This is a genomic window from Arthrobacter sp. H41 (genome assembly GCF_000520535.1).
Classification (GTDB): Bacteria; Actinomycetota; Actinomycetes; order Actinomycetales; family Micrococcaceae; genus Arthrobacter_D.
This window is the reverse complement of the sequence record NZ_KI914837.1, coordinates 49883-50530: the sequence shown is the minus strand read 5'-3', so window position 1 is coordinate 50530 and position 648 is coordinate 49883. Positions and strand designations below refer to the sequence as shown.

General features: G+C 68.7%; 1 protein-coding gene. It reads left to right on the top strand.

Annotated elements, in window-relative coordinates; translation table 11 throughout:
• The coding region (locus tag Y705_RS22530; RefSeq protein WP_162149102.1) for a hypothetical protein at nt 1-648 on the top strand (648 nt) is incomplete at both ends.

The following is a 648-nucleotide window of genomic DNA, read 5'->3' as shown; positions in this document are numbered from 1 at the left end:
GGACCAGCGTGCCGATATCGTGGCCCGGAGCATTCCGCCGGGGTGGAGCCCGCCTGTCCTGGCGCAGCTGCCCTGCCTGATCGGGGTCGAACTGGATCTCTCCGAGCAGATGGAGCTGCGCTTCCAGGGTGAGCCGTCGGAGCTTTCGGGGCTGGCCCGGTCTCTGCTGTTGCAGATCAGCTTCGGACACGCGGGCGCGGTCCATGTCATCTGTTGGGGCTCGCTCCCCGACCTTCCATTGGCAGCCCGGTTCCTCCCCGGCGTGGAGCTTGTCACCCACCCGGGGAAACTGGGCCTGCTGCTTCGGGACGGCTCCCGGCAGCTCGTCTTCGCCTTCGGCGGCAGGCCGCTTCCCGATTCGATCGCCCGGCCGGCGCCTGTCCTGGCGCAGCTGCCCTGCCTGATCGGGGTCGAACTGGATCTCTCCGAGCAGATGGAGCTGCGCTTCCAGGGTGAGCCGTCGGAGCTTTCGGGGCTGGCCCGGTCTCTGCTGTTGCAGATCAGCTTCGGACACGCGGGCGCGGTCCATGTCATCTGTTGGGGCTCGCTCCCCGACCTTCCATTGGCAGCCCGGTTCCTCCCCGGCGTGGAGCTTGTCACCCACCCGGGGAAACTGGGCCTGCTGCTTCGGGACGGCTCCCGGCAGCT